This window comes from Pseudomonas sp. 008, from assembly GCF_016861935.1.
Lineage (GTDB): Bacteria > Pseudomonadota > Gammaproteobacteria > Pseudomonadales > Pseudomonadaceae > Aquipseudomonas.
Genome location: NZ_BOMA01000007.1, coordinates 21979 through 47750, shown reverse-complemented (window position 1 = coordinate 47750; position 25772 = coordinate 21979). Strand labels below are relative to the sequence as shown.

The 25772-nt window shown below is 59.9% G+C and carries 28 protein-coding genes; 17 read left to right on the top strand and 11 right to left on the bottom strand.

Annotated features, from left to right (window positions below; genetic code table 11):
• Nucleotides 1-192 precede the first annotated feature (192 nt).
• Both JUI81_RS15855 and def read left to right on the top strand, forming a co-directional pair.
• Nucleotides 193-1137 (top strand): YihY/virulence factor BrkB family protein, encoded by a 945-nt coding sequence (locus JUI81_RS15855; protein ID WP_018926452.1) that lies wholly within the window; start codon nt 193-195, stop codon nt 1135-1137.
• A complete protein-coding gene (gene def, locus JUI81_RS15850; protein ID WP_018926451.1) occupies nt 1134-1673 on the top strand; it encodes a peptide deformylase in 540 nt (179 codons plus the stop codon). Before JUI81_RS15855 ends, def begins: the two co-directional genes overlap by 4 nt.
• 19 nt (nt 1674-1692) lie before the next feature.
• Here the strand turns inward: def and JUI81_RS15845 are convergent, their stop codons facing one another.
• The gene (locus tag JUI81_RS15845) at nt 1693-2112 is read right to left on the bottom strand and encodes a GNAT family N-acetyltransferase (protein ID WP_019581452.1); all 420 of its coding nucleotides are present in this window, start codon (nt 2110-2112) and stop codon (nt 1693-1695) included.
• 340 nt (nt 2113-2452) lie between these two features.
• Here JUI81_RS15845 and JUI81_RS15840 point away from each other — a divergent pair, with 340 nt between their 5' ends.
• The 4 genes from JUI81_RS15840 (at nt 2453) to JUI81_RS15825 (ending at nt 5942) form a co-directional block, all read left to right on the top strand.
• Nucleotides 2453-3394, top strand: coding sequence for a fatty acid desaturase (locus JUI81_RS15840; RefSeq protein WP_204124639.1), 942 nt, complete (start codon nt 2453-2455; stop codon nt 3392-3394).
• Nucleotides 3395-3418: 24 nt separating this feature from the next.
• The gene (locus JUI81_RS15835) at nt 3419-4210 is read left to right on the top strand and encodes a phosphate/phosphite/phosphonate ABC transporter substrate-binding protein (RefSeq protein ID WP_204124638.1); all 792 of its coding nucleotides are present in this window, start codon (nt 3419-3421) and stop codon (nt 4208-4210) included.
• Nucleotides 4211-4368: 158 nt separating this feature from the next.
• Nucleotides 4369-4932 carry a sigma-70 family RNA polymerase sigma factor gene (locus JUI81_RS15830; RefSeq protein ID WP_204124637.1) on the top strand — a complete coding sequence of 188 codons (564 nt, stop codon included), beginning with the start codon at nt 4369-4371 and terminating at the stop codon, nt 4930-4932.
• Complete coding sequence (locus tag JUI81_RS15825; RefSeq protein ID WP_204124636.1) at nt 4929-5942, top strand: ABC transporter substrate-binding protein; 1014 nt, start codon at nt 4929-4931, stop codon at nt 5940-5942. Before JUI81_RS15830 ends, JUI81_RS15825 begins: the two co-directional genes overlap by 4 nt.
• A 57-nt stretch (nt 5943-5999) precedes the next feature.
• Here JUI81_RS15825 and gstA read toward each other — a convergent pair whose 3' ends face one another.
• A complete protein-coding gene (gene gstA / locus JUI81_RS15820; RefSeq protein WP_204124635.1) occupies nt 6000-6602 on the bottom strand; it encodes a glutathione transferase GstA in 603 nt (200 codons plus the stop codon).
• 99 nt (nt 6603-6701) lie between these two features.
• On the opposite strand from gstA, the gene JUI81_RS15815 reads away from it, so the two are divergent.
• Complete coding sequence (locus tag JUI81_RS15815) at nt 6702-7601, top strand: LysR family transcriptional regulator (RefSeq protein WP_204124634.1); 900 nt, start codon at nt 6702-6704, stop codon at nt 7599-7601.
• Between the two features lie 98 nt (nt 7602-7699).
• On the opposite strand, the gene JUI81_RS15810 is transcribed toward JUI81_RS15815, so the two are convergent.
• The 3 genes from JUI81_RS15810 to JUI81_RS15800 form a co-directional block, all read right to left on the bottom strand.
• On the bottom strand, nt 7700-8443 hold the full coding sequence (locus tag JUI81_RS15810) for an NAD(P)-dependent oxidoreductase (protein ID WP_018926442.1): 744 nt from the start codon (nt 8441-8443) through the stop codon (nt 7700-7702).
• A gap of 43 nt (nt 8444-8486) precedes the next feature.
• Nucleotides 8487-9119 carry a glutathione S-transferase family protein gene (locus JUI81_RS15805; protein WP_018926441.1) on the bottom strand — a complete coding sequence of 211 codons (633 nt, stop codon included), beginning with the start codon at nt 9117-9119 and terminating at the stop codon, nt 8487-8489.
• 64 nt (nt 9120-9183) lie between these two features.
• Nucleotides 9184-10215, bottom strand: a complete 1032-nt coding sequence (locus tag JUI81_RS15800; RefSeq protein WP_019581446.1) for a LacI family DNA-binding transcriptional regulator — start codon at nt 10213-10215, stop codon at nt 9184-9186.
• A gap of 215 nt (nt 10216-10430) precedes the next feature.
• Here JUI81_RS15800 and JUI81_RS15795 point away from each other — a divergent pair, with 215 nt between their 5' ends.
• Nucleotides 10431-10964, top strand: coding sequence for a gluconokinase (locus JUI81_RS15795; RefSeq protein ID WP_019581445.1), 534 nt, complete (start codon nt 10431-10433; stop codon nt 10962-10964).
• Between the two features lie 81 nt (nt 10965-11045).
• Nucleotides 11046-12398: a GntP family permease gene (locus tag JUI81_RS15790; protein WP_019581444.1), complete on the top strand. Its 1353-nt coding sequence runs from the start codon at nt 11046-11048 to the stop codon at nt 12396-12398.
• Between the two features lie 65 nt (nt 12399-12463).
• On the opposite strand, the gene alaC is transcribed toward JUI81_RS15790, so the two are convergent.
• Nucleotides 12464-13672, bottom strand: a complete 1209-nt coding sequence (gene alaC, locus JUI81_RS15785) for an alanine transaminase (protein ID WP_007934798.1) — start codon at nt 13670-13672, stop codon at nt 12464-12466.
• A 138-nt stretch (nt 13673-13810) separates the two neighbouring features.
• Here alaC and JUI81_RS15780 point away from each other — a divergent pair, with 138 nt between their 5' ends.
• From JUI81_RS15780 to JUI81_RS15770, 3 genes are all read left to right on the top strand, one after another.
• The gene (locus JUI81_RS15780; RefSeq protein WP_019581442.1) at nt 13811-14473 is read left to right on the top strand and encodes a LysE family translocator; all 663 of its coding nucleotides are present in this window, start codon (nt 13811-13813) and stop codon (nt 14471-14473) included.
• A gap of 69 nt (nt 14474-14542) precedes the next feature.
• Nucleotides 14543-15028 carry a GyrI-like domain-containing protein gene (locus JUI81_RS15775; protein WP_064616409.1) on the top strand — a complete coding sequence of 162 codons (486 nt, stop codon included), beginning with the start codon at nt 14543-14545 and terminating at the stop codon, nt 15026-15028.
• Between the two features lie 324 nt (nt 15029-15352).
• A complete protein-coding gene (locus JUI81_RS15770; protein WP_204124633.1) occupies nt 15353-15841 on the top strand; it encodes a GNAT family N-acetyltransferase in 489 nt (162 codons plus the stop codon).
• Nucleotides 15842-15883: 42 nt separating this feature from the next.
• On the opposite strand, the gene JUI81_RS15765 is transcribed toward JUI81_RS15770, so the two are convergent.
• Together JUI81_RS15765 and JUI81_RS15760 are read right to left on the bottom strand one after the other, a co-directional pair.
• Entirely contained in the window at nt 15884-16489 is a 606-nt protein-coding gene (locus tag JUI81_RS15765) for a pyridoxamine 5'-phosphate oxidase family protein (protein WP_028939396.1), read from the bottom strand.
• A gap of 19 nt (nt 16490-16508) precedes the next feature.
• A complete protein-coding gene (locus JUI81_RS15760; RefSeq protein WP_028939395.1) occupies nt 16509-16994 on the bottom strand; it encodes an N-acetyltransferase in 486 nt (161 codons plus the stop codon).
• A gap of 139 nt (nt 16995-17133) precedes the next feature.
• On the opposite strand from JUI81_RS15760, the gene JUI81_RS15755 reads away from it, so the two are divergent.
• The 3 genes from JUI81_RS15755 (at nt 17134) to JUI81_RS15745 (ending at nt 19314) form a co-directional block, all read left to right on the top strand.
• A complete protein-coding gene (locus JUI81_RS15755; RefSeq protein ID WP_018926431.1) occupies nt 17134-17559 on the top strand; it encodes a nuclear transport factor 2 family protein in 426 nt (141 codons plus the stop codon).
• 98 nt (nt 17560-17657) lie between these two features.
• Nucleotides 17658-18002, top strand: coding sequence for a YciI family protein (locus tag JUI81_RS15750; RefSeq protein WP_018926430.1), 345 nt, complete (start codon nt 17658-17660; stop codon nt 18000-18002).
• A 76-nt stretch (nt 18003-18078) separates the two neighbouring features.
• Nucleotides 18079-19314: an RNA polymerase sigma factor gene (locus tag JUI81_RS15745; RefSeq protein WP_204124632.1), complete on the top strand. Its 1236-nt coding sequence runs from the start codon at nt 18079-18081 to the stop codon at nt 19312-19314.
• Between the two features lie 116 nt (nt 19315-19430).
• Here JUI81_RS15745 and JUI81_RS15740 read toward each other — a convergent pair whose 3' ends face one another.
• On the bottom strand, nt 19431-20285 hold the full coding sequence (locus tag JUI81_RS15740) for a LysR family transcriptional regulator (protein ID WP_018926428.1): 855 nt from the start codon (nt 20283-20285) through the stop codon (nt 19431-19433).
• 89 nt (nt 20286-20374) lie between these two features.
• Between JUI81_RS15740 and JUI81_RS15735 the strand changes: the two genes are divergently transcribed.
• Nucleotides 20375-20815: a multidrug/biocide efflux PACE transporter gene (locus tag JUI81_RS15735; protein ID WP_028939392.1), complete on the top strand. Its 441-nt coding sequence runs from the start codon at nt 20375-20377 to the stop codon at nt 20813-20815.
• A gap of 83 nt (nt 20816-20898) precedes the next feature.
• On the opposite strand, the gene JUI81_RS15730 is transcribed toward JUI81_RS15735, so the two are convergent.
• Nucleotides 20899-22515, bottom strand: a complete 1617-nt coding sequence (locus JUI81_RS15730; protein ID WP_019581437.1) for an inorganic phosphate transporter — start codon at nt 22513-22515, stop codon at nt 20899-20901.
• A 274-nt stretch (nt 22516-22789) separates the two neighbouring features.
• Nucleotides 22790-23812, bottom strand: coding sequence for a transporter (locus JUI81_RS15725; RefSeq protein WP_019581436.1), 1023 nt, complete (start codon nt 23810-23812; stop codon nt 22790-22792).
• A 275-nt stretch (nt 23813-24087) separates the two neighbouring features.
• On the opposite strand from JUI81_RS15725, the gene JUI81_RS15720 reads away from it, so the two are divergent.
• Nucleotides 24088-25713 (top strand): methyl-accepting chemotaxis protein, encoded by a 1626-nt coding sequence (locus JUI81_RS15720; protein ID WP_018926422.1) that lies wholly within the window; start codon nt 24088-24090, stop codon nt 25711-25713.
• Nucleotides 25714-25772 lie beyond the last annotated feature (59 nt).

Below are 25772 nucleotides of genomic sequence, written 5' to 3'. Positions count from 1 at the left end.
AGCGCCATGGCCTGAATACGTTGCGCATTCTCGGGGCAAAGCCTGCAAACATAAAGCTTGATCTGCGTAGAACGATGAAATGTCGCAACGGTCGAACTACGAAATTGTTTCAAAGTCGCCAAGTAGGCTACTTTGTTGTAGAAAACGGCCCCTGAGTCGCCATGACTTCAACTTTTTTGCGGCGAGACGCTAATGTTTTTCCCGACCATGAAAGGTCTGCCCCTGCATCGCGTGATGATGCGCACGGTCACCGAGTTCGTCGCCGACGAGATGTCGACCTATGCCTCGGCGCTCGCCTATCAGATGCTGTTCTCGCTGTTTCCTTTCATCCTGTTCCTGATTGCCCTGATCGGCTTCCTGCACTTGCCGGACTTCTTCTCCTGGCTGCGCCTGCAATCGGAACTGGTCTTGCCGCCCCAGGCACTGGAGCAGGTGAACCCGGTGATCGACCAGCTCCAGCAATCCAAGGGTGGTTTGCTCTCGGTGGGTATTGTGATCGCCCTGTGGACCGCGTCCGCTGGTGTGCGGCTGATGATGAGTGCGATGAACGCCGCGTACGACGTGGTTGAAGGCCGTCCGGTGTGGAAGCGTTTTCCGCTGTCGATTTTCTACACCATCGGCATTGCCGGCATGCTGCTGGCCGCCGCTGCGCTGATGGTGCTCGGGCCGCAGGTGATGGCCTGGATCGCTTCGCAAGTGGGCCTTGAAGATTTCATTGTGACCGTCTGGACCATCGCGCGCTGGCCGGTGATCGTGATTCTATTGATGATGGCAGTGGCGCTGATTTACTACGTCATGCCCGACGTCAAACAAGAGTTTCGCTTCATCACCCCGGGTGCGGTGTTGTCCGTGGTGGTCTGGATCGTCGCTTCGCTGGGCTTCGGTCTGTACGTCAAAACCTTCGCCAACTACAACGCCATGTATGGCAGTATCGGCGCGATCATCGTGTTGTTGCTGTACTTCTATATTTCCGCCGCGGTGCTGTTGCTCGGTGCGGAAATGAACGCGGTGATCGAGCACATGTCATCCGAAGGTAAGAAACCCGGTGAAAAGGTGCACGAAGAACCCAAACAGCATGTCTCAGGACTGGGGCGAGATCACTCAATCCAGCCGACCACTGACGAAGTCATAAAATGATCCGTGAAATTCTGAAAATGGGCGATGAACGCCTGCTGCGCATCGCTCCGCCGGTGCCGGCGGAAATGTTCGACAGCCCCGAATTGTGGCAACTGATCGATGACATGTTCCAGACCATGGAAAGCGTCGGCGGGGTCGGCCTGGCCGCGCCGCAGATCGGTGTCGACCTGCAACTGGTGATCTTCGGTTTCGAGCACAGCGAGCGCTATCCGGACGCCGAAGCGGTGCCGCAGACAATTCTGATCAATCCGCTGATCACGCCCTTGAGCCCGACCCTCGAAGAGGGTTTCGAAGGCTGCCTGTCGGTGCCGGGCCTGCGCGGGGCGGTGGATCGCTATCAGCAGATTCGCTATGAAGGCTTTGATCCCAAGGGCGAGCCGATCGTGCGCATTGCCTCGGGATTTCATGCACGGGTGGTGCAGCATGAATGCGATCACCTGATCGGCCGGTTATACCCCTCGCGCATCACCGACTTCAGCAAGTTCGGGTTTACCGAAGTGATGTTCCCGGACCTTGATCCTGCGGCGGACGATTGAATCGCTAAAGGATCGCTGTTCATGCCGAACCTGGTTGCAAACCCATGGCAATCATCGGTTTGCTGCGCGCATAACGGCTCAACCGTTCGGCCAGGGCGTAGGGCAGGGGCGGGTCGAAGGTAAAACCACGACGCTCATAAAAGCCACGCAAATCCGGATGGCAGAACAGCCAGACCGGCTCTTCAAGGTGCTTGACGGCGTGGGCGATCAACGTCGCGGCGATTCCTTGTTCGCGACAGCTCGGGTCGACAAACAGCCCGGTCAGCCAATGCCCGCCGGCCACCGGCCGCAAACACAGCGCCGCGATGATCTCTTCACGTCTTGCGACCCACAATTGAGCGTCTCGCACCGCTTTCATCGACGATTGGTGGGCGCGGTAAAACTTGTTCATCAACGGCCATAACGGCGCGTCGAGCACGGTGTACTGGGTGTTGGGCATGGGCTCGGACAGTCGGTGGGCAGGGCACAGATTATAAAAGAACACGCGCGCCGGGATAGGTGTATACCTGATCTCACATCCCCTGTTAGTGGAGTACGCATCATGTCCAAAGGTATGGAATCAAAGAAAGCCGCGAAGAAAAAACCGGCGAAAACCGCAATTGAAAAACGCGCGGACAAGAAAGCCAAGAAGGTGAATGTGTTCGGCCACTGATCCCGCGTCCATGGAGCCCGAGTCCTCGGGCTCCTGTTTTTTGCGTCTATCGAAATAACCAAACAATCTGCAAGAAATCCCGGCGCCGTAGCACAGAGGGGGACTGGTTCCCGTTCTGAGCAAAGCCATGCCCCATTACTTTGACGCTGCCCATCGTGAAGAAATCGAAACCCTGCGCCAACGTTTCACCGCTCGCACCGAGTGGCCAACCTGGTTGCTGCTGATCGGCGTTTACGTCGGCTGGTTCAGTATTGTGCTGGGCAGTGCCCGGTTGGGGCTCTGGTGGAGCACGTTGTTGCTGATTCCACTGCTGGTGTTGTGGTTGTCGGTGCAGCACGAATTGCTGCACGGTCATCCCACCCGTTGGCCAATGCTGAATAAAGTCCTCGGTTATGCGCCGTTTGCGGTCTGGTATCCCTACACCTTGTACCGCGACAGCCATTTGCTGCATCACCGCGACGAAGACCTGACCATCCCAGGTAGCGACCCGGAAAGCCGTTACCTGAGCGCTGAACAGTGGCAGCGCAGTTCGCTGTTCGAACAGGGCCTGCACTGGCTGAACAAAACCGTGCTGGGGCGCTTGGCCCTCGGTGCGCCACTGGCCTTGCTGGCGCTGGCGCGGGAGGAGCTGCAACGGCTGAAAACGGGTGAGCGCCAAGCCTGGTTGATGTGGCTGAGCCATGGTGCGCTGACGCTGCTGATGCTGGCGTTCATCGCGCGCTACAGCGTGCTTCCGGTCTGGTATTACCTGTTGCTGATCAGCGTGCCGGCGCTGTCGATTGCGATGATTCGCTCCTACTATGAACACCGTCCGCATACACAACCGGAGCAGCGCACCGTCATCAATGAAGCGGGGTGGCCGTGGCGCTGGCTGTTCCTGAATCTCAATCTGCACCTGGTGCACCACGACTTGCCGGGGCTGCCCTGGTACGACTTGCCACGGGTGTACCGCGCGCGTCGCGAGCAATGGCTGACGCGCAGTGGCGGGTTTCTGGTGCAGGGTTATGGCCAGTGGGTGCGTTGGCACGGGGTGAGGGCGATTGACAGTCCGCGGCATCCGTTTCATTGATTTTCATTGGTGAAGAAATATTCGATGACACAACACCTCGCTGAATTACTGATGTACGTCGCTCCCGAGCCGATCCACCAGGCCAACGAGCGTTGGCTGTCGCAGATACTCGAACAGCTCGGCAGCACCTGCCTTGATGCCGAAGAACTGTCGCTGATGGACCTTTGGCTATCCCCGCACCTGCTGCTGACCCAAACCTGCGGCTACCCGTTGATGACAGCCTTGCGCGGTCGCGTCCGGGTCATTGGTCGTCCTCGTTATGAACTGCCGGACAGCAGCGGCGGCAACCATTGCAGCCTGTTGCTGACTCGTGCCGATGATCCTCGAAGAACCTTGTCGGCCTTGCGCGGCAGTCGCGGAGTGATCAACGGCGAAGACTCCAACAGTGGCATGAACCTGTTGCGTCACCGACTGGCGCCATTGCATCGCGACGGACAGTTTTTTACCCGTGTCGCCATCAGCGGCAGCCACCGCGAAAGCTTGCGTTGGCTACGTGATGACCTGGCGGACCTGGCCGCTATCGACAGCGTGACCTTCGCCTATCTGGCGCAGCACGCCCAGGCAGAAGTCGCTGGCTTGAGAGTATTGGCGCGCACCGCGTTCAGTCCGACGTTGCCGTACATCGCGGCGGCTGACACCACTGATGTGCAGGCTGAACAGCTTCGACAGGTGATGAACCAGACATTGAAGGAACTGCCCGAGGTCGCCGAAACGTTGGGCCTGCAAGAAGTGTTGCCCGCCAGCGAGAGCGACTATCAGATTATTCTCGATTATCAGCGGGACGCCGAAGCGCTGGGGTATGGGCGGTTGCGATGAGGCTTGCCCGCGATAGCGATGTATCAGGCGCCATTCATGCAAATTCATTTATGGAATATAAAAATTCATTTTAAGTATTTTTAATGAATAAGGCTCCTTGCTAGGATCGCGCCACCGGATCACCGGACATTCAGCGACCCCTAACCCAAGGAGCCCCGATGTCCGGCGCCGACGTTTCCCATCGCAACGACGTGGGCGGATTGTTCCGCGCCCACTACACCTGGCTGTGCGCACGTCTGCGCCGATATCTGGGAGCCAGTCCCAGTGTCGAAGACATTGCCGCCGAAACCTTCGTGCAATTGCTCGAGTCGCCAGGCCTGACGCCGATTCGCGAAGCCCGCGCCTTACTCACTACCATCGCCCAGCGATTGATTTATCAGCTGTGGCGCCATCGGGATCTGGAACGCCAACACCTCGAGCAGTTACTGCCGACTGATCCGATTGGCGGGCCATCGCCTGAAGACCAGGCGCAGTTCTCCCAGACCCTGAAGCACCTGGATCGAACCCTCGATCGCCTGCCGGGCAAGGTCAGGGCAACGTTTCTGTTGTCGCGAATCGACGGCCTGACCTACCCACAAATCGCCGCCGAACTGGGCATTTCCCAGCGTTCGGTCAGCGTCTACATGACCCGTTCCCAGGCACTGTGCACGCTGCACAGCGCCAACGAACCCCTGAGCCGAACGTCCTTGAACCGAACACCCCAGACCCGGAGGTCCGCATGAGATCGATCAAAACCCTGCTCGGCAGTTCGCTGCTGGCCCTGAGCCTTGTGGCTGGCCATGTTCCCGCCGCAGAAAAAGCCACACCCATCCATTTCGGCGACATCACTTGGGAAAGCGGCAGCCTGATCACTGAGATCCTGCGGCTGATCGTCGAGAAAGGTTATGGCTACCCAACCGACACCTTGCCCGGCAGCACCGTCAGCCTCGAAGCCGCGTTGGCCAAGAACGACATCCAGGTGATCGGCGAAGAGTGGGCCGGGCGCAGTCCGGCCTGGGTCAAAGCCGCGTCGGAGGGCAAAGTGTTTGGTTTGGGCGACACCGTCAAAGGCGCCACCGAAGGCTGGTGGGTGCCGGAATACGTGATCAAGGGCGACCCGGAACGCGGCATCAAGCCCTTGGCGCCGGAGCTGAAATCCGTCGCCGACCTGGCCCGCTACAAGGACGTATTCCGCGACCCCGAAGACCCAAACCGCGGACGTTTCCTCAACAGCCCGACCGGCTGGACGTCGGAGATCGTCAACAGCCAGAAACTCAAGGCCTATGACCTGACCGCCAGCTACGTCAACTTCCGCACCGGTTCCGGCGCGGCGCTGGATGCCGAGGTCGCTTCATCGATCCGCCGGGGCAAACCGGTGCTGTTCTACTACTGGTCGCCGACGCCACTGTTGGGCCGCTTCAAATTGGTGAAACTCGAAGAGCCACCGTTCGACGCGCAAGCCTGGAAAACCCTGGCCGATGCCAACAATCCGAACCCCAAGGGCACGCGTTCGATGCCGGCCAGCCTGGCCATCGGCGTGTCGGCACCGTTCAAGGCGCAGTACCCGGACCTGGTGGCGTTCTTCGAAAAGGTCGATTTGCCGATCGATCTGCTGAACCAGACCCTGGGGCAGATGAGCGAAAAACGCCAGCAACCGCGTCAGGTCGCCGAAGCGTTTTTGCGCGATCAGCCGCAAGTGTGGAAGGGCTGGGTGCCGGGTGAGGTGGCGAGCAAAGTGAGTGCGAGTTTGTAGTTCAGCGGTGTTTGATAGATAGCTATCGCGGGCTTGCCCGCGAAGCGATCTAAAGCCTTACACCAACTCCGCCGCCAACGCCGCTTTCACGCTTGGCCGCTGATCAACCCGCGCCTGAAACCGGGCCAACGCCGGCCAATCATCCAGATCAATCGCAAACAGCTGAGCCCAACGCAACACCGTAAACAGATACGCATCGGCAATGCTGAACCCGCCGGGCATCAAGTAATCCTGCCGCTCCAGCGTCCGGCTCAACACGGCAAAGCGCTTGAACAGTTTCTCTTTGATGAGCGCCTTCACCTCGTCCGCAAACTGCGGATTGAACAGCCAACCCAGCCCGCCATGAATCTCGGTCGAAACGAAGTTCAGCCATTCCTGTAACCGCACCCGCTCGAACGTTCCGCTCGCCGGTGCCAGGTTTGCCTCCGGGTGCAGATCCGCCAGGTACTGCAGGATCGCCGGGCCCTCGGTCAGCACATCGCCGTTATCCAGCTGCAATGCCGCGACGTAGCCTTTGGGGTTAATGGCGAGGAAGTCATCACCGGTGACGGTTTTCTTGCTGCTGTTGTCGACGCGGACCAACTCGAACGGCAGCTCCAGTTCGCGCAGCACAATGTGCGGCGCCAATGAGCAGGCTTGCGGGATGTAATACAACTTCATGGGCAGGGCTCTGGTTGCGGATTTGCGCCAGTGTCATAGTGCGCGGCACCCTCGGTAAAATTAATCTTTCAGAAAACTGCCATAAGGAAAGCTACTGCCATGATGAACTTGATGCATTGGCGAATGGTGGTGGCGGTGGCCGATACCGGCAACATTACCCGCGCTGCCGAACGGGTCGGCATAACCCAATCCGGTGCCAGCCAGGCGCTGGCCTTGATCGAAGAAACCCTGGGCGTTCAGCTGTTCAGCCGGGAAAACCGCCAGACCTTGCCGACCGCCATCGGCTTGCCTGTGATCGAACAGGCGCGAACCATGCTCGGTGCCCTGGAAAACATTCGCAGCACCGTCGACGCCGCTAAAGGCATCCAGCGCGGGACGATTCGTCTGGCCAGTTTCCCGATGGTGCTGACGACACTCCTGCCGCCGCTGTTGCGCCAGTTCAATCGGCTGTATCCCGGCATTCAAGTGGTGGCGCTGGAGGTCAGCGACAATGAAGTGGAAACATTGCTCAGTGATGGGCTGGTGGATGTCGGTGTGGCGTTGAACCCGGCACCCGCGCGCAATGCCGGACGTTTGGGGCGTGATGCCTGGGTGGCGGTTTTGCCCGGTGGCCATCCCTTGGCGCGTCGCTCGAATGAAGAGGGCGTCTCACTGGCGGAACTGGCGCAGCAACCCTTTGTGCTGGCCACGGGCGGGTGCTCGACCAATGCCCGCAGCCTGGCGGCTGATGCCGGGTTGCAACTGCTGGATGTGCGGGCCGAGGTGCGTGAGTGGAGCAGTGCGTTCACCCTGGTGCGGGAAAACATCGGCGTGACCGTGGTGCCGGAAATGACCCTGCCGACTCATCGCCAAGGCCTGCGGATAGTGCCGGTGACGCCACGCATCGACCGGGAGTTTGCCTTGGTGGTCGCGCCCGACAAAGAACCTTCGGCGGCGGTGCGGGCGCTGCTGAGGATGCTCGCAGAACATCAGTTATCGGCTGATTCGTCCGGGAACTGAAAAGGAGGGCGATCAACCCTTGCCGCCGAGCGGCAGAGGTCGACCGACCTCAGGCTACAGCGCAAGAACCACGTTGCCCGGATTCTGGAGACGCACCGTCAAGGAAACCCAATGGGAATGTCGAACTCCTGAAATGCATCGTCCACCGGCCTATAACCCAACACCCGGGTAGTTTCACTGAGGTCCAGGCGTTTGAAACGGTTATTGGAGATACCGTGGGCGATCAGGTGTTGCACACCTTCGACCTCCACAGAGAGTTGCAGCAACTGCACTGCATCACGAGGGCTGAGCCATGCACTCAGGTCGCGAGCGTTGGTCAATTCGTGACGGTCCGCAAACTCGAAAGCGCCGATGCGTATGGCAATGCTCGAGAGGTTGTGTTTGGCAGCGTAGAACGCACACAAGGCTTCGCCATAACACTTGCTGACGCCATACAGATTGGCCGGCATCACCTGCATGCCCGGTGTGATCTGCCGGTCCACCGGATAGCCCTCGATGGTCTGCGCGCTGCTGGCGAACACCAATCGTTTACAACCCGCAGCCACGGCGGCTTCGAACAGGTAAGTGGTGGCCAGAATATTGTTGGGCAGTAACTCATCGAAAGAGGCGGTGGCGTGAGGGATGCCGGCCAGATGCACAATGACGTCGATGCCTTTCAGCACTTCGCTTATGGCGGTGAGGTCGGACAGGTCCAGGCGTACAAAGCGATGCGGTGCTTCGACATTGAAGTCGGGCTCGATGCGATCCGTCAGCACGAAGGTGTAGCGGTCCTGCGAAGCTTCAAAAAAGGTTTTGCCGATTCTGCCGCAGGCGCCGGTCAGCAGTACGTTGAGTCCGTTCATGGGGTTCTCTTTTTATGGAAGGGCAGAGGGAGCGGGTTTGGCGTTATGGCACGCCGTTGCAGGCGTGTTCCATGAACCCCGGTCGCAGCGCCAGTCGTTGGCAATACGCGTCGACGGCGGGATAGTCCGGGCGCTCCATCGGGGTCATCCGCCAGCGGTTGACCGACAAGCCGATGAGGATATCGGCCAGGGTGAACCGAGGTCCGGCGACATACGCACCGGTCGACGCGAGTTGTTGTTCAAGGATGCCCATTTTCGCGTTCCAGCCGCGAACGCCATCGGCGATCCGCTGCGCGTCCTGGAAGTTCGGCAATTGCCGCACCAGCGCAAAAAAGGCGTAGCCCCAGGACGGATTGAGTTCGGTGGCTTGCCAATCCATCCACTGTTCCACGCGAGCCCGCGCCGCCGGCTCGATGGGCAACAGATCGGTGTTTTGGTATTTGCCGGCCAGATAGCGGCAGATGGTGTTGGACTCCCACAGCACGCCGGCTTCGTCGATGAGCACCGGCACCTGTGCGTTTGGGTTGAGCTGGAGAAATTCCGGACTCTGGGTCGAGGCAAAACCGCTGCCCCAGTCTTCCCGTTCGTAGGAAACGCCCAGTTCGTCGCAGGCCCACAGGACCTTTCTGACGTTGATTGACGAGGCCCGACCCAAAATCTTCAGCGCATGTCCCATTGAGCTTCTCCGTTTGCTGTTACAGGTGCCGGGAATCTAGCACGAGCAAAGGGATGATTGCGTATCAGGTGCTCTCGCGCACCTTCAATTCAAACCCCATGTCCTGCACCGGTTTGGCCACCGAATTGCCGGCCATCAAGGTCAGCATCAACTCGGCCGAACGACGGCCAATGGCCTCTCGAGGCGTATTGATGCTACTCAGGCGCGGCACCATGTGTTCGGACATGGGCAGGTCGTTGAAGCCGAGGATCGCCACTTGTTCGGGGATCTTGATCCCGCAGCGCAAGGCTTCGAGCAGTGCGCCTTGGGCCAGGTCATCGTTGCCGAAGAAGATCGCATCGAGGTCCGGATGCGCAGCCAGCAGTTGCAGGAACAGTTCGCCACCGAGGCCGACGGAGGAGGGGCGTGGGGTCAGCACTTCCAGGGCCGGATCATACAATCCGGCTTTTTGCAGCGCCCGGCGGAAACCTTCGCCCCGCAGCAACGTGCGCTGATCCAGTTGCGCTCCGATATAAGCCAGGCGTTTGCGACCACGGGAAAGCAAATGCTCGGCCGCCGTTTCGCCGGCGGCCAGTTGCGAAAAACCGACGCAATTGAGTCCCGCCGCACTGTCCAGTTCCATCATGTAGACGCAGGGAATGTTGCTGGCCTCGATCATCCGCCGCGAACTTTCGGTGCGGTCGAAACCGGTCAGCAGCAAGCCGCGCGGCTGATAAGCCATGTAGTTGCGCAGCAGGTTTTCTTCTTCATCGCGCGAGTAATGGAAGTTACCGATCAGCACTTCGAAGCCCTTTGGTCGCAAAACCTGATGAATGGCTTCCAGCGTGTCGATGAACAGCAGGTTGGATAATGACGGTACCAACACCACGACGGAATGGCTCTGGGCCGAGGCCAGCGCGCGTGCGGCGGGGTTGACCACATAGTTCAACTCGAGGGCAGCTTTCTGGACTTTTTCCACCAGTTCGGTGGCCACCGTGCTGACGCCACGCAGGGCGCGGGAGGCGGTAATCGGGCTGACACCGGCCAGGCGCGCGACTTCGTTGAGGGTAGGACGGCCAGTGGTTCGTGTATTTTTATCGTTTTTAGGGGTATTCATCGGACGGCTTGCCAAACAAAATTCAAGGCACTAAGGTAGCGCTGTCTCGATGCAGCTGCAAATGCGTGAGCGGGGTTTGCCTGATCCTCGCTTTTCGGCATCGAGAACGAACATGCTGCAACCCACAAAAATGACAAGAAGGCGTCGGCAACATCTGCTTTTGCACTAGAGTTTTACGTAGCAAAGGTAGCGCTGTCTGCGCGCTGAGGTGTTACATGAATCATCCCATCACCGCCCTGGTCATCATGGGCGTTGCCGGTTGCGGCAAGACGTGCGTCAGCCAGGCCCTGTGCCAGCTCAGCGGCGCGACCGCCATTGAAGGCGACACTTTCCACCCTGCCGCCAATATCGAAAAGATGAGCGCGGGTATCCCCCTGAACGACGAAGACCGTGCCGGCTGGCTCGACAGCCTGTGCGATGAACTGCGCCGCGTCGATGCCCGTGGCGAGCGCCCGGTGCTGACCTGTTCGGCCCTCAAACACAGTTACCGCGAACGCTTGCGCAGTGCCTTGCCGGGCCTGGGCTTTGTGTTCCTTGAGTTGACCCCTGAAGTCGCCGCCGATCGTGTCTCCCATCGGCCGGGCCACTTCATGCCGTCGACCCTGATCGACAGCCAGTTCGCCACCCTTGAATCGCCCGTTGGTGAGCCCCTGACCCTGGCTCTGGATGCTTCAAGTTACAGCGTCGACGAATTGGCCGCTCAGGCCCACCGCTGGTGGCTCGATCACGGCTTGAAACTCGCCAGTTGAGTTTTGCTGCAAAAGATAGCGCTGTCCTGACGGCTTCTGATTAATCGCTTTAATAACAACAACAAACAGGAGACACCCCCCATGTTTGGCATGTCCCACGAGTCGTTTCTGCTGCTCGATGCAGTGGTCACGGTGATCGGCTTGATTGTCCTGATCACCAAGTTCAAGTTTCACCCGTTCATTGCATTGATCATCGCCGCCGCGTTCCTCGGGCTGACCTCCGGCATGCCGATCGGCACCATCATCAAGGCGTTCCAGGATGGTTTCGGCGGCGTTCTCGGTTTCGTCGGGATCATTCTGGCGCTGGGCACCATGCTCGGCAAAATGATGGCCGAGTCCGGCGGGGCGGATCAGATCGCCCAGACCCTGATTCGGGCCTTCGGCAAGGATAAGGTGCAGTGGGCCATGATGTTCGCGGCCTTCCTGGTCGGCATCCCGCTGTTCTTCGAAATCGGCTTCGTGCTGCTGATCCCGCTGGTGTTCATCGTCGCCCGTCGTACCGGTGTGTCGATCATCAAGATCGGTATCCCGCTGCTGGCCGGTCTGTCCGCCGTGCACGGTCTGGTTCCTCCGCACCCGGGGCCGTTGCTGGCGATCGGCGTGTTCGGTGCCGACATCGGTAAAACCATTCTCTATGGCCTGATCGTTGCGCTGCCAACGGCCATCATCGCCGGTCCGATCTTCGGTACGTTCATTGCCAAGCACATTCCCGGTCATCCAAACCAGGAGCTGGTGGATCAACTGGTGCGCGATGAGGATGCAGGCGATCTGCCGAGCTTCGGCATTACCTTGGTCACCGTGCTGTCGCCTGTGTTCCTGATGCTGCTCAAGACCTTTGCCGATGTGGCGCTGCCGGACGGCAACTTCTTCCGCACTTTCATGGACCTGATCGGTCACCCGATCTCGGCGCTGCTGCTGGCGTTGCTGCTGTCGCTGTACACCTTCGGCTACAAGCAGGGCATCGGTTCGCAACAGATGCTCAAATGGCTGGATTCGAGCCTTGCGCCGACTGCCGCGATCATCCTGATCATCGGTGCCGGTGGTGGCTTCAAGCAGATGCTGGTGACTAGCGGTGTGGGTGATGTGATCGGTCACATGGCGGTGGCGGCTCAGATCTCGCCGATCCTGCTGGCCTGGCTGGTAGCCGCGGTGATTCGCATCGCGACCGGTTCGGCAACCGTGGCGACCATCACTGGCGCCGGCATCGTGGTGCCGGTAGTGGGGATGATTCCGGGTGTGAACCGTGAGCTGCTGGTGCTGGCCACCGGTGCCGGTTCGTTGATCCTGTCCCACGTCAACGACGCCGGTTTCTGGCTGGTGAAGCAGTACTTCAACATGACCGTGGCGGAAACCTTCAAGACCTGGACCGCGATGGAAACCATCCTGTCCGTGGTAGGCCTGGGCTTCATTTTGCTGTTGTCATTGTTCGTCTGACACGAACGGCCAACACAAAAAAACCGCAGCGATGCGGTTTTTTTGTGGGCGACTCCTACAGGGGGTTATTTGGTGACCAACCCATCCGCCCGGAACATCCCGCGAATTCCGCGCACGGCCTGACGAATCCGGTCCTGGTTTTCGATCAGCGCGAAGCGCACATGATCGTCCCCGTACTCACCAAACCCGACACCCGGCGAGACGCAAACCTTGGCCTCGGCCAGCAGTTTCTTGGCGAATTCCAGCGAGCCCAGGTGTGCATACGCCTCGGGAATCTTGGCCCAGACGTACATCGACGCCTTCGGGTTCTCGACCATCCAGCCCAATTCATGCAAGCCTTTGACCAGCACGTTGCGACGCTGGCGATACTGTTCGGCAATGTCGCGCACGCATTGCTGATCGCCTTCCAGCGCCGCGATGGCCGCGACCTGCAGCGGGGTGAAGGTGCCGTAGTCGTGGTAGCTCTTGATCCGCGCCAGAGCGTTGACCAGCTCCGGGTTACCGACCATGAAGCCGATGCGCCAGCCCGCCATGTTGTAACTCTTGGACAGGGTGAAAAACTCCACCGCGATGTCCTTGGCGCCGGGCACTTGCATGATCGACGGGGCTTTCCAGCCGTCGTAGACGATGTCGGCGTAGGCCAGGTCGTGCACCACCAGAACGTCGTACTGTTTGGCGAGGGCGATCACCCGTTCGAAGAAGTCCAGCTCCACGCACTGGGCAGTGGGGTTGGACGGGAAGCCGAGGATCATCATTTTCGGTTTCGGGATCGAACCGCGAATCGCCCGTTCCAGCTCGGCGAAGAAATCCACGCCAGGGATCAGCGGCACCGACCGCACCTGGGCACCGGCAATCACCGCACCGTAGATGTGAATCGGGTAGCTCGGGTTTGGCACCAGCACGGTGTCGCCCTGGTCGAGGGTGGCCAGCATCAAATGCGCCAGGCCTTCCTTGGAACCGATGGTGACGATGGCTTCGTTTTCCGGGTCGATATCAACCTGGTAGCGATCCTTGTACCAATTGGAAATCGCCCGGCGCAGGCGCGGAATCCCTTTGGACGTGGAGTAGCCGTGGGTGTCTTCGCGCTGGGCGACGGTGACCAGTTTTTCCACGATGTGCGGCGGCGTTGCCCCGTCGGGGTTGCCCATGCTCAAGTCGATGATGTCTTCGCCACGACGACGGGCGGCCATCTTCAGCTCGGCAGTGATGTTGAAAACGTAAGGGGGGAGTCGATCTATGCGCGCAAAGCGGCGCGGCGAACCTTGTTCGGCCATTGTTGCCTCGAATAACGTAAGCGCCCGGAACCGTCCGAGCGACGCTGGCCACTGCGGTGGCCTGTGGCGGAATGTAAGGGCAGGTATGGCAAACTGTCCAGCCTCTACGTAAACAAATTTTCCGAAGGAAACGGGTTGATGGAATTTACCAGTGGCTTCCTGCTCAGCCTTTCGCTGTGCCTGGACATCGGCGTGGCCAATATCGCGATGATCACGCTGGCGATGCAGCGCGGCTATTTCCAGGGTTTTGCCCTGGGGCTGGGGACTTGCGTCGGCGACCTGATTTACGCAGTGCTGGCACTGGCCGGCATGACCGTATTGCTGCAATACGAAACCGTGCGTTGGGTGCTGTGGATCGGCGGTTCGGCGCTGTTGATCTACTTTGCGGCGAAGATGATCTATTCGGCGATCCACCACGAGGCGCAATTGGCGGCGACCGCCGAGGTCGGCCAGAACTCCCATCGCAAGGAATTCTTCCGTGGGATTTTTCTCGCCATGTCGTCGCCGAGCGCGATCCTCTGGTTCGCGGCGGTGGGCGGCACGTTGATCGCCCGTTCCGGTGGCGGCGGCACCCTCAGCTCGGCGTTGTTTCTCGGTGGATTTCTCTGCGCGGGAATTCTCTGGTGCGTCACGCTGTGCTTCGCGGCGAGCCATGGCGGCAAGCTGCTCGGAGACAAACTGCTGCGATATTCCTACATGGCATCGGCCGCGATCTTCTGCTATTTCGCGGTGTACGTGATTCTTTCGGGTTACAACGAGTTTATCGGTGCGCCCACCGCCGGGCAGCTTCCGGGGCTCTGACTGGGCGAATCGGGTTTGGCCTCTATACTCCCAGCCGAACCCACTTTTTACGTTCCCAGGAGTCGAGTCATGGATGAGCAAATACGCGATGATCAGGTTGAGCAACGCTTCGAACACGGGCACTTCATGCTCATAGCGGGGCTTGGCGGACGATTTACCCAAGAGACGGCCGGCAAGATTCCCAAGCTCTGGGATAAATTCGTTCCCCACATCGGCAATGTTCCCGGGCAAAAGGGCGAAGTGACCTACGGCGTTTGCTGCAACCCGGATGGCAAGGGCGGTTTTGAATACATCGCCGGTGTCGAGATCAGCAAGCTCGACGACCTGCCCGAGAAATACCGCTGGGTCGAGATTCAGCCCCAGTATTACGCGGTTTTCGAGCACAAGGGCTCGCTGGATACCTTGCCCCAGACCTTTCAGTACATCTGGAACACCTGGTTGCCGCAGTCCGGTCACGAGGCAGCGGATGCCCCGGAGTTCGAACGCTACAGCGAAGACTTCAACCCGAAGCTCAATACCGGCGTGCTGGAAATCTGGCTGCCGATCAAGTCCTGATCACATCTGCGGAGGCGGCTCAACCGGCCGCCTCTGCATGTCCTGCGGGCACTATTTTCCCTTGTTCACCCGTCGTGCCCGCAACAGGTCGATCGCCAAAGAAACGAAGCCGAACGTGCTGATGCCCAACAGCATAAGAAGACCGATTTGGACGCTGCTCATGGTGTGTTCCCCTCATGGTGACTAGAGACAGGCAACACAAATAGCCCCGGGCGACGCGCAATGAAAGTGCCTATACGAAGGCTTTACGGCACTCGTCGTGATCGATATGAACACCTTATTAATTTATGATCCCAGCCTTTCCCCCGCCGATTCCGAGCTGCCATGAACACCGTCATCCGCCACGTCATTCCCGCTGACCTGGACCGCTGCTACGCCATCGAAACCGTTGCCTACGAAGGCGACGAAGCCGCCACCCGCGAGAAAATCGCCACCCGCATCGCCACATGGCCCGAGGGCTTCATCGTCGCCGAAGTGGATGGCGTTGTGGCCGGTTTCGTCAATTCCGGTGCGGCGTTCGAGGTGGAAATGTCGGACGAGGCGTTCAAGGAACTGATCGGCCACGACGCGGCCGGCCCGCATGTGGTGATCATGTCGGTGGTGGTGCATCCGGATTATCAGGGGCAAGGCCTGGCAAAACGCTTGATGGGTGAATTCATCCAGCGCATGCGCGCATTGAACAAGGCCAGCATCCATTTGATGTGCAAAGAGCGGCACATTGCGCTGTATGCCGGGTTTGGGTTTGTCTACATCAAGCCTTCGGCGTCCGACCATGGCGGGATGGCGTGGCATGAGATGATTCTGGACCTTTGATTGATCGTTCCCAAAGCGTGGGAACGATCATCAACGGTGTTATCAGTAGAGGCTGTCTCGTACCCTGGCCGGTGCTTCCCGGTCATACGTCTCGGCATCGAACTGCCCATCGTTCAGCCGTTTGTGAAACGCCCCTGCCGTCGGCAGGGCAGAGCGGTCGAGGTAGCGCTCGGGGTTCCACAAATCCGAACGAACAATCGCTTTCGAACAATGGAAATACGCCGCTTCCACCGTCACCAGCATTACCGTGCGCGCCGGTTTGCCATTGACAGCAAAACTCTCCAGCAATGCCGGTTCGGCGCTGATCTGCGCCGTGCCGTTGACCCGCAGCGTCTCGCCGATCCCCGGAATGATGAACAGCAGCGATACCCGCGAGTCGAGCACGACATTGCGCAGCGTGTCGATGCGGTTGTTGCCGGGGCGATCCGGGATCGCCAGCGTGCGCTCATCGATGATCCGCACAAAACCCGGCGTATCGCCGCGCGGTGAACCGTCCATGCCGTCGGGGCCGACCGAGCTGATAATCACCAGCGGCGAGGCGCGGACCATCGCCTGATAGTCCTCGTTCAAAAACGGGATCTGCTTGCGCACCGCGCGCTCATGGGGCTGGCCGTAGATCGCTTCCAGTGCTTCGATTGAATTCAACATTCGTTCATCCCTCCATGAATCAGAAAACCAGTCCCATCCGTCGTTCGTAACCGATCCGGCCTTTGTACGCTTCGCCGCTGTCGACAAAACCGTATTTGGCATACAGCGCGATGGCCGATTCATTGTCGGCATCCACCGACAACTCCAGCCCTTTGATCTCCGGCCAGGCCTGGCGCGCAACCTCGGGCAGGGCTTGCAGGCAGGCCTTGCCGTAACCTTTGCCCTGGGCACGGTGATCGACTTGCAGGGCGTGCAGGGTGGCGCTGTGTTCGTCGGCCCAGGCCGGCAGCACCGGCGGGCGCTTGAGCAGCAGGAAGGCCACTGGAACCTCTTCGGCCAGCAGGGCAAAGCCTTTGACGCCTGGGCCCGGTTTGGACAGCAAGGTGTGCAATGCACCGTGGATGTCACCGGAGAATCTGATTTGTTCGGCGTGGATTTCGATGGCCTCGACCTGTTGGCGCTGCAAGGCGTTCAGGCTTTCGTAAGGCACGAGTCGGGCTGTCACTGGAGTGTCCTTTTTCCAACACAAATGAGGCTCGGATTCTAGCGAGTTTGCCTCCATGGATTATTTTTATTTCGGTTGTCGATTTGGCTTTTTGCCAGACGACTAAAGGTGTCTTCAACAAAAAACACGGAGAACCCTCATGAACGCTCAGACACAAATCCATAACCTGATCGAGAACTACCGTCAGGCGGTCATCGCCAAGGACGTGGAAAAGGTCATGGCCCTGTACGCCGACGACATCGTCTCCTTCGATGCCGTCAAAGCCCTGCAATTCAAGGGCAAGGCGGCCTACCGTGCGCATTGGCAGGAATGCATGGAGATGTGCCCCGGCCCGCATATTTTCGAGTTCCATGAAATCAACGTCGTGCCATCGCAGGAGATCGCTTTCGCTCACTGGCTGGCGCATTGCGGCGGCACCAATGAAAAGGGTGAAACCCAGGCTTGCTGGATGCGCGTCACCGCGTGCTATCGGCAGGAAGCAGGGCTCTGGCAGATCGTCCACGAACACTGGTCGGCTCCGTTCGACATGACCAGCGGCGCGGCGCTGTTCAACCTGGAACCCTGATGGTCGGGCTGTTTATCGGAAAGCAGCGCCAAAGCGCCAATCGACAGCCATAGTTGATCAGTTCGGTCACGGCAAAGCCGCCTGAAATGGAGAGTCCCATGAAGTATTTATGCCTGGTCTACAGCAACGAGCACGAATTGCACTCGATGCCCGAAAGCCCCAACGACGCCGAGTGCATGGCCTATGCCGAGTCGATCCAGGGCAGCGGCCGGATGATCGCCGCCGAAGCGCTGGAGTCGGTGCAGACCGCGACCACCGTGCGCATGCGCAACGGCAAAATGTCGATCACCGACGGCCCGTTCGCTGAAACCAAGGAGCAGTTGGCCGGCTTCTACCTGATCGATGCCAAGGACCTCAATGAAGCCCTCCAGGTCGCCGGTAACATTCCGGCGGCCCGGGTCGGCTGCGTCGAGGTGCGGCCCGTTCGCCAGTTGAATGTCTGAATAACTATCACAACAGGAGTTCTTTTATGAGTGTGCGAACCGTCCAGCGAAAAATGGCCCCAGGCATGCCGGACTGATGCCGGGCGAATCGGTACGGGCGCAAGTCGAGCAGGTTTACCGCGACGAGTCGCGGCGAATCCTGGCGACCCTGATCCGCTTGCTCGGCGATTTCGACCTCGCCGAAGAAGCGCTGCACGAGGCGTTCTTCGTCGCGGTCGAGCGCTGGCAGCGCGACGGTGTGCCGGACAATCCGCGCACCTGGCTGGTGTCCACCGGCCGTTTCAAGGCCATTGATGTGTTGCGCCGGCGCGCGCGTTTTAACGCGTCCCGGCCGTTGTTGATCGCTCAACTGGAGGCGCTGGAGCAGGCCGACTGGAGTGACGAAGACGTGGAAGACGATCGCCTGCGCCTGATCTTCACCTGTTGCCACCCGGCGCTGGCGGCGGACGCTCAAGTGCCGCTGACCCTGCGCGAAGTCTGCGACCTGACCACGGAAGAAATCGCCCGGGCATTCCTCTCGGCACCGGCCACCATCGCCCAGCGCATCGTGCGCGCCAAGGCCAAGATCCGTGACGCGAAAATCCCATACCAAGTGCCCACCCTGACGGAACTGCCCGAGCGACTCGATAGCGTGTTGCGGGTGATTTACCTGGTGTTCAACGAAGGGTATTCGGCGTCTGTCGGCAGCGAGCTGACCCGTGAAGACCTGACGCGCGAAGCAATTCGTCTCGGTCGGTTGTTGATGGAGTTGTTGCCTGAACCGGAGGTGATGGGGCTACTTGCGCTGATGCTGTTGCATGAGTCCCGGCGTCCGGCCAGGACCTCCGCGAGCGGTGAGCTGATTGTGCTGGATGAACAGGATCGCTCGTTGTGGAGCGCCGAGCTGATTGCCGAAGGCTGCGCCTTGATTGAGCGGGCGCTGACGACACGGCGCTTCGGACCTTATTGCCTGCAAGCAGCGATTGCCGCGGTGCATGCCGAAGCGCCCTCGGCGGCAGAGACGGACTGGGCGCAGATTGTCGGTCTGTACGACGTGCTGCTGCGGGCGGTGCCGTCGCCGGTGATCGAACTGAACCGCGCGGCGGCGCTGTCCAGGCGTGATGGCCCGCAGGCCGGGCTGACGTTGATCGAAGGGATTCTGGCCCGGGGCGAGTTGTTGGATTACCACCTGGCGCATTCGGCACGGGCAGAGTTTTGCCGGCAGTTGGGAAGGGTGGAAGAGGCGCGAGCGGCGTATCAGCGGGCGCTGGAATTGACACAGCAGGTGCCGGAGCGGCGGTTTATCGAGGGACGGCTCCGGGCGTTGGAGTGATGTGATTTCACTAGCCCCATCGCGGGCAAGCCACGCTCCCACAGTCGAATCGCAAAGGTGTGATCGCCTCAATCCTGTGGGAGCGTGGCTTGCCCGCGATAAGGTCCGCAGGACCTTCATTCCAGCATCTTGCCCAATAACCAACTCCCCGCCGGCCCCGGCGGGTGCAAACGCGACCACAGCGCATCGACGTACACCGGTTTCGGCCAGCCGCGCACTTTCAATTCCACCAACGAACCAGCCCCGAACCGCCCCACCAGCCATCGCGGCAACGGTGCCCAGCCGAACCCGCCCTGGGCCATTTCCAGCAGCATCAGGTAACTCGGTGCCGACCAGACCCGCCCCTTCGCGCGGCTTTCATACGGATTGACGATCGTCGCCAGACGCAGTTCGCGGTGCTGTTGCAGCACGTCCTGATCGATGTCGTTCAGCGTCGCCAATGGGTGCGCGTGGGACACGAACAGGGCGATTTCCGTGCGCTCATCCACCGTCGAACTGACCAGGTCCGGCGGGTAGCTGTCCTGCATTTCAGCGAAGGCGACGTGCGCGCGGCCGCGTTGTACCAGTGCTACCAGGTCATCGCATTCGGCGATCAGGCATTCAAGTTCCAGGTCTGGATACCGCTGCTCGAAAGCACTGAGCGCCGCTTCGAAACGGTCGGACTGGTAAGTGTCGGAAATCGCCACGGTCAACTTTGGCTCGATGCCTTGGGACAATTGGCTGGCGGTCATTTCCAGACGGCTGGTGGCGGCCAGAATCTCTTCGGCCCGTTGCAGCATGACGTGCCCGGCCGGAGTCAGGCTCGGCTTGCGACTGCTGCGGTCGAAGAGGACAAGGTTCAGGTCGATTTCCAGGCTCGCCACGGCGGCGCTGATGGTCGACTGACTGCGCCCGAGCTTGCGCGCCGCGGCGGAAAACGAGCCTTGGGTCGCGGCCTCTACAAACGCCAGCAACACTTCGTGGGAAGCCATGAACTATCGCCTTGATCGATGGTTATTGGTTATGAAGTATCGGTGTGATGGCAGATCATGGCAACCACAGTCACTCAGGGAGTCTGGCCATGAACGCTAACAAATCCATCACTGAACGAATTCTCCAGGCCATCGGTTTCGAACTGCTGGCGATACTGATCTGTACTCCGCTGCTGGCCTGGGTCATGGACAAACCCATGCTGGAAATGGGCGTGGCAACCATGGCGATTGCAGCCCTTGCCCTGGCCTGGAACGTGGTCTTCAACGGCTTGTTCGACCGCGTGCTCAAACGCTTCGCCATTGTGCGTAACGCCTGGGTGCGCGTGGTGCATGCGCTGTTGTTCGAAGGCGGGCTGGTGGCATTTGGGGTGCCGTTGATTGCCTGGTGGCTGAAGATCAGCCTGTGGCAGGCGTTCCTGCTGGATATCGGCGTGCTGCTGTTTTTCCTGCCGTACACCTACGTGTACCACTGGGGTTACGACGTGGTGCGGGAGCGGCTATTACTGCGCAGGGCTTGCGAAGGCTATTGAATGACCTGTAGGAGCGAGGCTTCATCGTTGAATGTGAAACCGCTTTCGCGGGCAAGCCTCGCTCCTACACAGGTTGTGTATGGTCAGAACAGCTTGGTGAACAACCAGTACAAGCTGCCCGACAGCACAATCGCCGCCGGCAAGGTCAGCACCCAAGCCATCAGCAGGTTGCGGATGGTCTTCATCTGCAAGCCGCCACCGTTGGCGACCATGGTTCCGGCCACGCCTGAAGACAACACATGAGTGGTCGATACCGGCAGGCCGAACATGTCGGCGGCGCCGATGGTCAGCATCGCCACGGTTTCTGCCGATGCGCCCTGCGCATAGGTCAGGTGCGTCTTGCCGATTTTCTCGCCGACCGTCACCACGATGCGTTTCCAGCCGACCATGGTGCCCAGTCCCAGGGCGATGGCCACCGCGATCTTCACCCACAGCGGAATGAACCGCGTGGCGTTGTCGATCTGTTGCTTGAACAACTGCAGCTTGCCGGTGGTGTCGGTGTCGAAGTTTCCGACCTTGTTCTTGTCCATCAGGCGAATGGTTTCGCTGGTCAGGTACATATCGTTGCGCACGTTGCCCATCGCTTCGGCCGGGACTTTCGACAGCGAGCCGTAACCCTTCACTTCGTTACCGATCTGGCCCGCCAACGCGGCGAGGGCGGGGATCAGTTGCGGGGTGGCTTCCTTGTTGCGCATGTAGTCGGTCAGCACCGGGCGTGGATCGGTGGGCATCGGCAGTGGTGTGTTTCTCATCAGGGCTTGCTGGGTGACTTCGGCCACCGCGGCGAATTGCAAGGCCTGATCCGCCGGCATGGTGCGGTTCAATGCATACGCCATCGGCAGCGTGCCCACCAGAATCAGCATGATCAGGCCCATGCCTTTCTGGCCGTCGTTGGAGCCGTGGGCGAACGACACGCCGGTGCAGGTCAGAATCAACATGCCGCGAATCCACCACGGTGGCGGGGTATTACCCTTCGGCGCCTTGTACAGTGCGCGATTTTTGACGAAGACACGCAACGCCAGCAGCAACAACGCGGCGAATGCGAAGCCGATCAGCGGCGACAGTAGCAACGCGTAACCGACCTTGGTCGCTTGGGCCCAGTCCACGCCACTGGTGCCGTCGCGGCCGTGCATCAAGGCATTGGCCACGCCGACGCCGATGATCGAACCGATCAGGGTGTGCGACGAAGAGGCCGGCAAGCCCAGCCACCAGGTGCCGAGGTTCCACAGGATCGCGGCGATCAACAGGGCGAAGATCATCGCGAAACCGGCGGAGGAGCCGACCTGCAGAATCAGCTCCACCGGCAGCAGGGCGATGATGCCGAACGCCACCGCGCCGCTGGACAGCAACACCCCCAGAAAGTTGAAGAACCCGGACCAGGCCACGGCGAAATTCGGCGGCAAGGAGTGGGTGTAAATCACCGTCGCCACGGCGTTGGCGGTGTCGTGAAAACCGTTGACGAACTCAAAGCCCAAAGCAATCAGCAGCGCGACACCCAACAGCAGAAACGGCGTCCAGGTGGTGACCACCGTGCCGAGTTCGCTCATGTCGTGCATCAGGCTGTAGGCGGTGAACAGCAGTCCGCTGCCCAGCACGGCAAAGAACATCACGAAGGTGAGCAGGCCGGGCTTTTTATCGAACTGCGGCCTGGCGCCGCTGGCAGGAGCCTGTGTAGCGGCGGTGAAAGAAGGCGTAGCCATGCCGGACAATCCTGAGCAGAGAAGGAGTATCGGCCATGATCGTTGCTAAATATTACAGTGAGGCTGCGCTGGGTCAGTGTTTGGTTTTTTTGTGGGGCTAGAAGTTAATGCAGGCAAATATCTGTGGCGAGGGGGCTTGCCCCCGTTCGGCTGCGAAGCAGTCGTAAAACCAGAGAATGCGGTTTGAATGAATAAACCCGATAAGGGCCGCTGCGCAGCCCAACGGGGGCAAGCCCCCTCGCCACAGGATTGGGATAAGGCCTTGGTACTTTGCTTAATAATCGCGCCGCTTGCGAAACGCCCAACGCCCGGCAATCAGGGTAAACGTCGCGACCAGCGCCACTAGAATCCAGAACCCCTCCGGATCACCGGCAAGCGGCACCCCGCCGACGTTCATGCCGAAGAAACCGGCGATGATGTTGATCGGCAGCGCCAACACCGTGACCACGGTCAGGGTGAACAGCGTGCGGTTGCTCTGCTCGTTGAGATTGGCGGCGATTTCTTCCTGCAATAGCTTGATCCGCTCACCGAGCGCCGTAAGGTCGTTGATGATCAGCGCAAACTCCTCGGTGGATTTGCGCAGCTCCTTGACGTCCTCCTTCTGCAACCATTGCGGCGGGCGATTGAGCAGGCGCAGCAACGAGCCCGGCTCCAGCGCCAGCAGCCGTTGCAGGCGCACCAGCACTCGGCGGTTGGCGCCCAGTTCGGCACGGTTGGTGGACAGGCGCGACGACAGCAATTCATCTTCGATCTGATCGACACTGAGGCTGGTCTTGCGCACGATCTGCGTCAGCACTTCGCCCTGATCGCGCAGCAAATGCACCAGCAATTCCAGCGGTGAGCGAAAGCATTCACCGGCCTTCACCGAAGAGCGCAGCTTGTCCACCGAGTGCAGCGGTTGCAGGCGCGCGCTGATGATCAGCCGACTGCGGGCGCAGACCCACAGCGTCGAGACATCCGAGGAAACCATGCTGCTGAGGTTGAACACCACATCGTTGACCACCGCCAGCAACGCCGAATCGACATGCTCGATGCGCGTCGAACGCGACCCTTCATGCAAGGCTTCGAAAAACTCGTCGGGCAATTCCAGATGGCTTTTCATCCAGCGCTCGCACGCCGCATGGGCCAGGTTCAGGTGCAGCCAGAGAAACTCGTCACTGTCGTCCGGTTGTTGCAGGCAGTGCAGTGCCTTGGCCGAATCGATCTCTCGACCGCGCTCGCCGGGGCGAAAACTGAAACCGTAAAGCAGGCCGAACAAGTCGGAATCGCGATGGCGTTGGTCAATGCTGTGGTTCATGAAGTCTCGCTGCGAGGAGGCGCCTGTCGCGGGTTTCACAGGTTCACTTGAGCCCCATCATTGCAAGCGCTCATGACGGTTTTGTGATGGCGAGGTGTACGCAAACGATTGCGATACCGATGGTCGGATTCTCCTCAAGAACCGCTCTGGAACGCCGATCACGCTTGGGTTACGTTTGCGCGCCTTCGGCCAAGGGCCAACGTGGCAGACAGGGATGTCCGGATACTTTTCACGCCTTCATCCGCGTGCCTCATTCCTGTTTCGAGTACTTCCCGATGTCTTTACAAAAGTCCCTTCGAGCACAAATTCTCGCCCTGTTGAGCGGCAGCCTGTTGGCGATGTTGTTGATCGCTTTGGCCTGCTTTCACTTTTTGTCCAACGGCGTTCAGAACTACGCGAACCTGATCGAAGGCCCGTTGCACACCTCGCAACTGATCGATGAAGCCAACCTGCAATTCAAGGTGCAGGTTCAGGAGTGGAAAAACGTCCTGCTGCGCGGCAAGCAACCCGCGGACCTGGACAAATACTGGAAGCAGTTCGAGGAGGGGCAACGCAATGTGCAGGGTATCCTTGGTGAACTGGCCGGGCAGAAGGGTATGGAGCCGCAACTCAAGACCCGCATCGAACGCCTGCGTGAGGAGCATCGTGTATTAGGTGCGGCGTATCAGAAGGGCCGTGATGCCTACGTGGCGGCCGGTGCCGACCCAGCGGCCGGCGACAATGCGGTCAAGGGCGTGGACCGCGCCGCCAGCGAGCAGATGAATGAACTGGTCGGCGAACTGCGCAAGCAGAGTGTCGAACAATCGAAATTGATCAGTGCCAGTGCCGATCAGACGGTGTTGTCGGGGCTCGCGGTGATGCTGGTGTCGGGCCTGCTGATTGGTTTGTTGAGTCTGTGGCTGGTCAATCGCAACCTGGTGGAGCCGATCCGCAAACTGATCGACTACGTGGCGCAACTCAGTCAGGGCCGGTTCGCCGAACGCGTGGCCAGCACCCGTCAGGACGAGTTGGGCAACCTGGCCAGGGCCGCCAACACCTTGCGCGATTTCCTCGCCGAAACCTTCAGTCGTTTGCAGCGCAGCGCGTCGGACCTGGACAGTGCCAGCGGTGAGCTGAACTCGATTGCCGGCCTTATGGCCAGCGGCACCAACGAGCAGTTCAATCGCACCGATCAGGTGGCCACGGCGATGAACGAAATGTCCGCCACCGCGCAAGAAGTCGCGCGCCACGCCGCCGAAGCGGCACGTGCGGCCGACGATGCCGATCAGTCCGCCCAGCAAGGCGAGAAGGTCATGCAGGGCACCATTCACACCATCACCCAAATGCGTGGCGAAATCGCCAACACCGCCACGGTCATCCGTCGTCTGGAAGAAGACAGCGGGCGCATCGGCAAGGTGCTGGAAGTGATTCGCGGCATCGCCGAACAAACCAACCTGCTGGCGCTCAACGCGGCAATCGAAGCGGCCCGTGCCGGTGAAGCCGGGCGTGGTTTTGCGGTGGTCGCCGATGAAGTACGCAGCCTGGCCCAGCGCACGGCGGCGTCGATTATCGAGATCAACCAGATCATTCAAACCGTGCAAACCGGTGCGGTGGATGCGGCCCAGGCCATCGAAAGCGGCCAGTCGCGCAGCGAGCAAAGCGTCGAGCAAGTGACCCAGGCCGGCGCCATGCTCGAGCGGATCACCCATGCCGTGGAAGCCATTCGCGACATGAACCGCCAGATCGCCACCGCCGCAGAAGAACAGACTTCAGTGGCCGAAGACATCTCGCGCAACCTCACCGAAATTACCAGCATCGCCAGCACCAACCTGGACAACGTGCAGCGCACCGAAGCGGCCAGCCACAACCTGCATGGGCTGTCAGGGCAATTGAATGAGGTGACGGCGCGGTTGAGCGCCTAATGAAATGGGTTGTGTACCGATTCGGTTACCGAATCGGTACACAGTCGCTCTCAAGTTCG